5 protein-coding genes are annotated in these 6581 nt (G+C 44.6%); all 5 read right to left on the bottom strand.

What is annotated here, in order from left to right; all coding sequences use genetic code 11:
- Positions 1-99 precede the first annotated feature (99 nt).
- Positions 100-270, bottom strand: coding sequence for a hypothetical protein (locus tag ACTCNA_RS10420; RefSeq protein WP_462947852.1), 171 nt, complete (start codon positions 268-270; stop codon positions 100-102).
- Positions 264-1589: a citrate (Si)-synthase gene (locus ACTCNA_RS10415; RefSeq protein WP_462947851.1), complete on the bottom strand. Its 1326-nt coding sequence runs from the start codon at positions 1587-1589 to the stop codon at positions 264-266. The genes ACTCNA_RS10420 and ACTCNA_RS10415 overlap by 7 nt, the downstream gene beginning before the upstream one ends.
- A 35-nt stretch (positions 1590-1624) precedes the next feature.
- Positions 1625-2887 (bottom strand): NADP-dependent isocitrate dehydrogenase, encoded by a 1263-nt coding sequence (gene icd, locus ACTCNA_RS10410; protein ID WP_462947850.1) that lies wholly within the window; start codon positions 2885-2887, stop codon positions 1625-1627.
- Positions 2888-3022: 135 nt separating this feature from the next.
- A complete protein-coding gene (locus tag ACTCNA_RS10405; RefSeq protein ID WP_462947849.1) occupies positions 3023-4249 on the bottom strand; it encodes an isocitrate dehydrogenase (NADP(+)) in 1227 nt (408 codons plus the stop codon).
- An 11-nt stretch (positions 4250-4260) separates the two neighbouring features.
- Positions 4261-6525, bottom strand: a complete 2265-nt coding sequence (locus ACTCNA_RS10400) for an aconitate hydratase (protein WP_462947848.1) — start codon at positions 6523-6525, stop codon at positions 4261-4263.
- Between the last annotated feature and the right edge of the window lie 56 nt (positions 6526-6581).

Genomic DNA, 6581 nt, shown 5'->3' with positions numbered 1-6581 from the left:
GTGTGTAATAGAATAAACTGCCTAATAATATTTTATAAATAATTAAATATGTGACATTTAGAAATGTTTATCAGGTAACTTAATTCATTACACACCCTATTAATGCCTGCCGAGTTCAAAAACAAATTCCTTTTTTTCTTTTCTTTCCCTGGGTTTTAGCTCCCTTTCTTTCAGGTCGTCGGGTAATTGATCTGCATCACCCGGCGCGCCAACAGCAATACACGTTACGGGCTCTAAATTTTCAGTGCCGAGATTTAAATAAGTTAACATTTCTTGTTGCTCTTTTTCCCTTCAACTTTATCGCGGAACCATTCCAAAGGATGTGAAGTTGGCCTTTCAATGGGCATTCCGTAAACACGGTCGTTAACAAACGATGCTAAAACCCCAAGGGCCCTGGAAACGCCAAACAATACGGTGTAGAAAGTGTATTCTTCTATTCCATAGTGGTAGAGCAATGAGCCGCTGAATGCATCTACATTTGGCCATGGATTTTTAATTTTACCAACATTCGACAAAATAGGCGGAACAATTTTATAGAGTTGATTTACAATATCGATTATTGAATCATCCTTGATATATTTTTCTGCAAATTCCTGCTGTGCCGTAAATCTTGGGTCAGTTTTACGTAGTACTGCATGACCGTAACCCGGAATAACGCGGCCTTCTTCCAGTGTTTTTTTACAATAGGTTGCCACCTGTTCGTCAGTAGGCTTGTCGGTATCCAAATCTTCAATCATCTGAAAAATCCAGTGAATCACATCCTGGTTGGCAAAACCGTGGAGCGGCCCTGCAAGACCTGTCATTGCTGCAGAATATGCGTAATAAGGATTACTCAGCGCCGAACCTACAAGGTGTGCGGTGTGCGCCGATACATTTCCTCCTTCGTGGTCGGCATGAATAACCATGTAAAGACGGAACAGCCTGCGAATATCTTCTGAATCGAACCCCATCATGTGAACAAGATTCCCTGACCAGTCGAGACGTGGATTAGGTTCAATTTGTTCGTTGTTGTAAAAATTACGGCGATAAATATAGGCCGCCACGCGGGGCAGGCGTGCAATCAGGTTCATCACATCTTCGTAGGTCGAATCCCAGTAGTATTTTTTATTTACACCGGCCCTGTAAGCTTTTTGAAAGATTGACTCGGTGGCCATGGACAGAATTGCCGCGCTGAACTGTGTCATCGGCCTCGAATTCAGAGGCATGGCATCGATAACATCGAAAACATGCTGCGGCACATGGGCGCGCGTGGCAAAATCTTTCGAAAGGTTCATTACGTCTTCATGCGTTGGTATTTCGCCAATCAGCATCAGGTAAAACAATCCTTCGGGAAGTGGCTCTCCTGTTGGTGAAATTTTTGGCAGTTTTTCCCTCAGTTCAGGTATTGAGTAACCTTTAAAACGGATTCCTTCATTCGGATCGAGTTTCGAGGTATCGGTAACCAGTAAAGGAATGCCTTTCATTCCTGTAAGAACCTGTCCTAATGTAACTTCAGCAATTACCTTATCGGCATGTTCATTTTTAATACGTTGAAATTCTTTTGAGCACTTGCTTGCTTTTTGAAAAAAACGGTACTTGATATATTCCATATTCTTTTGTTTTTTGTATTAATAGTCAAAATGAATTAATGCATGTTTTTTATCACTTCATCCGAAAAATCGGAAGTGGTTAAAAGCGTGGCGCCCTCCATTTGAGCATACAAATCGGAGGTAACCTTCCGTTTGGCAAAAACATGTTCCATGGCATCGTACACATGTTCGGCAGCTTTATTCCAGCCAATGTGTTCGAGCATCATAACAGCCGAAAGTATCAGCGAACTCGGATTTGCTTTTCCTGAACCTGCAATATCGGGAGCTGTGCCGTGGGTAGCCTCGAAGATGGCATATCCACTTAACGAATTAATGTTGGCACCGGGCGAAATTCCTATTCCGCCAACCATAGCTGCCAGTTGATCCGAGATGTAATCGCCGTTCAGGTTCATAGTGGCAATTACTGAATGATCGTAGGGTTTTAACAGCGATTCCTGTAAAAAGGCATCCGTTATCACGTCCTTCACAATAACTTTTCCTGCTTTTTGGGCTTCTTCCAGCGCTTTTTCGGCATCGAGACGGCCTTTTTCTGTTTTTATCTTTTCAAACTGCCGCCAGGTAAAAGTATGGTCTCCAAATTCATTTTCAGCTAAATCGTATCCCCAAATTTTAAATGCTCCTTCTGTATATTTCATGATGTTGCCTTTATGTACCAGGGTTACCGAAGGCAATTCGCGCTGAATGGCATATTGAATTGCTGCCCTGGTTAACCGTTCGGAGCCTTCTTTCGAAACAGGTTTTATGCCAAAAGAAGAACTTTCGGGGAAGAGGATTTCTTTCACTCCCATTTCCTGAATCAGAAAGTTACTTAACTTTTTTGCATCAGCACTGCCATCCATATATTCAATCCCTGCATAAATATCCTCAGTGTTTTCGCGGAAAATATGCATGTCAACCAGTGTGGGATAACGAATGGGTGAGGGGACACCCTTAAACCAGCGAACCGGGCGCAGGCAAACAAAGAGATCGAGCGTTTGCCGCAGTGCCACGTTAAGCGAGCGGATTCCCTCGCCAACAGGTGTTTGTAATGGCCCCTTAATTCCTACCAGGTATTTCCTGAAGGCTTCAATGGTGGCATCGGGCAGGTAACTGCCGGTTTGCCTGAAAGCTTTTTCGCCGGCCAGAACTTCTTTCCAGATTATTTTTCGCTGGCCGCCGTATGCTTTTTCAACAGCAGCATCAATTACCTTTTGCGATGGCAGAGTGATGTCGTGCCCGATTCCGTCCCCTTCAATATAAGGAATTACCGGTTTGTCGGGTACCTGCAGTTTACCATTTATGTTTTTTATTTCTTCCATTTTATTGTTTAAAAGAAAACCATTGGATGCCTTTAAGATAATAAATTTTGTGAATATCTTATGGCTTCAGTGGAACAGCTGAAAATCAAAAATTTGCAGATTTGTTCCACGAAAATTGATCAGCAGCAATTCTTATTAGTTCAATTTCTTTTTCAGGTTTTCGTCCAATGCTTCCAGGAATTCCTGGGTTGTAAGGTAGTGTTCCTCCTTTAAATCTTTCCCATGTATTACGAGTGCCAAATCCTTGGTCATTTTACCTGACTCAACGGTTTCAATACAAACCTGTTCCAGGCTGTGGGCAAAGTTGATCAGTTCATCGTTGCTGTCAAGTTTGCCGCGGAACTCGAGGCCGCGTGTCCAGGCAAATATGGATGCAATTGGATTGGTAGAAGTTGGTTTTCCCACCTTATGTTGCCTGAAATGGCGTGTTACAGTCCCGTGGGCAGCTTCGGCTTCCATGGTTTTTCCATCGGGGGTAACCAGCGTTGAAGTCATAAGTCCGAGTGAGCCAAATCCCTGGGCCACGATATCGCTTTGTACATCGCCGTCGTAGTTTTTGCAGGCCCACACAAATCCGCCGTCCCATTTTAGCGCAGCAGCCACCATATCGTCAATCAGGCGGTGTTCGTAAGTAATTCCAATTTCTTCGAACTTATCTTTGTATTCGTTTTCGTAAATTTCCTGGAAAATGTCTTTAAACCGCCCGTCGTATTTTTTCAGAATGGTGTTTTTGGTTGACATGTACAAGGGCCATTTTTTCAGGATAGCCTGGTTCATACACGATCGGGCAAAACCGCTTATCGACTCGTCGGTATTATACATGGCCATGGCAACACCGTCGCCTTCAAAATCATACACATTGTAGCTTTGCGGTTCGCTGCCATCGTCGGGTGTAAACGTAATGGTGAGTTTGCCTTTTCCTTTGGTAACAAAGTCGGTGGCTTTGTATTGATCGCCAAACGCATGGCGTCCGATGCAGATGGGTTTTTTCCAGCCGGGAACCAGGCGGGGGATGTTTTTAATCAGAATGGGTTCACGGAAAACAGTCCCCCCGATTATATTCCGGATGGTTCCGTTGGGCGATTTCCACATGTATTTCAGCTTGAATTCTTCCACACGGGCTTCGTCCGGCGTGATGGTGGCGCATTTTACCCCCACGCCATATTTTTTTATGGCATGTGCTGCGTCCACTGTAACCTGGTCGTCGGTGGCATCCCGGTTTTCCATTCCCAGGTCATAATATTTTAATTCGATATCGAGGTAGGGGAGAATCAGTTTTTGTTTAATAAAATCCCAGATAACCCGGGTCATCTCGTCGCCATCGAGTTCAACAACGGGATTTTGAACTTTAATTTTTTGCATGAATATCTTTTTTAATTTTTGTTTTGTTTTCGGATTAAATTTAATGCTGAACCTGCTTTAAACCACTTGATTTGTTGATCGTTGTAAGTGTGGTTTACTTTTACTGAATCCTTCGAACCATCTGCGTGGACTACTTCCACAGTAAGTTGTTTGCCTGGTGCAAATTCATTCAAATCAATAAAGTTAAACGTATCGTCTTCCTGAATCAGGTCGTAATCGTTTTCGTTATCGAAAGTAAGTGCGAGCATTCCCTGTTTTTTCAGGTTGGTTTCGTGAATGCGTGCAAACGATTTAACAATTACGGCCCTCACTCCAAGGTGGCGGGGCTCCATGGCAGCATGCTCGCGCGATGAGCCTTCGCCATAGTTGTGGTCGCCTACAATAACCGTTGGGATATTTTTTTCTTTATAAGCCCGTTGCACATCGGGAACTTTCCCGTATTCTCCTGTCAACTGGTTTTTTACCTTGTTTGATTCATTGTTGAATGCATTTTCGGCACCTATCAGCAGGTTGTTCGAAATATTATCGAGGTGACCACGGAAACGAAGCCACGGGCCGGCCATTGAAATATGGTCGGTGGTGCATTTGCCCAATGCTTTAATGAGCAGTTTTGCCCCTGTGATGTTTTTCCCATCCCACGGATCGAAAGGTTCGAGCAGTTGCAACCGATCGGAATCCGGGGCCACATTCACTTCCACTTTTGAGCCGTCTTCAGCCGGATCCTGATAGCCGGCATCTTTCACGTCGAACCCTTTTACCGGAAGTTCGAATCCCGTAGGCGGATTCAATTTTACTCTTTCGCCTTTTTCGTTGGTAAGGGTATCGTTAATTGGGTCAAAATCGAGCCGGCCCGAAATGGCTATTGCTGTAACCAGCTCGGGCGATGTTACAAACGCGTGGGTATTTGGGTTTCCGTCGTTTCGTTTTGAGAAGTTGCGGTTAAACGAATGGACGATTGTATTTTTCTCGTTTTTATCGGCTCCCGGGCGTGCCCACTGCCCGATGCACGGGCCACAGGCATTGGCAAAAACCTTACCGCCCATTTGTTCGAAAATACCGATGTATCCATCGCGTTCAATAGTGTAGCGGACCTGTTCAGAACCCGGCGTAATTGTGAATTCCGATTTTGCTTTCAGTCCTTTGTCAACAGCCTGTTTGGCAATTGATGCTGCGCGCGAAATATCTTCGTATGACGAGTTGGTACAACTGCCAATTAACCCTACCGAAACATCGAGTGGCCAGTCATTTTCTTTGGCTGTTTCTTTCATTTTTGACACAGGAGTGGCCAGGTCGGGGGTAAACGGCCCGTTAATGTGTGGCTCAAGTTCAGAAAGATTGATTTCAATAAGCTCGTCGTAATATTTTTCGGGATTCTCGTAGATTTCCGGGTCAGGAGAAAGCACGTCTTTCATTTTATCGGCCATTTCAGCCACTTTTTCCCTGCCGGTAGCTTTCAGGTAGCGTTGCATGCTTTCGTCGAAAGCAAAAATGCTGGTGGTTGCACCCACTTCCGCTCCCATGTTACAAATGGTACCTTTCCCGGTTGCTGAAAGCGATTCTGCCCCTTCGCCAAAATATTCGATGATAGCACCTGTTCCGCCTTTCACGGTTAAAATTCCGGCTACTTTAAGAATGATATCTTTAGGAGCGGTCCAGCCACTTAGTTTTCCGGTTAGTTTAACACCAATCAGTTTAGGCATTTTCAGCTCCCAGGGCATTCCGGCCATAACATCCACTGCATCGGCTCCTCCAACACCAATTGCCACCATGCCAAGACCGCCGGCATTGGGCGTGTGCGAGTCGGTTCCAATCATCATCCCACCGGGGAAAGCATAATTTTCGAGTACTACCTGGTGGATAATCCCGGCCCCGGGTTTCCAAAAGCCAATTCCGTATTTATTGGAAACTGATTCCAGAAAATCGAAAACTTCCTTGTTGGCATTTCGTGAAACACTGAGGTCGGTTTTTCCGTCAACCTGGGCCTGGATGAGGTGATCGCAGTGCACAGTAGAAGGCACTGCAGTTGTATCTTTTCCTGAATTCATGAATTGCAGCAATGCCATTTGTGCCGTTGCATCCTGCATGGCCACGCGGTCGGGCGCAAAATCCACATAATCGCCTCCCCGCTTAAACGATTCAAGCGGTTGTGTTTCGTATAAATGCGAGTAGAGTATTTTTTCGGCGTAGGTGAGCGGGTGGTTGAGTTTTTGACGGGCTTTTTTTACCCTTTCGGACATTTGTCCATACACTTTTTCAATCAGGTCTGAATCAAACATATCTTTGTCTTTTAATTATTACAAATTAATCACCAAAATGAACAATAAAAATCGCG

The organism is Tangfeifania sp. (assembly GCF_055108615.1).
The sequence above is the reverse complement of the archived record's forward strand: the minus strand, read 5'-3'. Positions and strand labels throughout refer to the sequence as shown.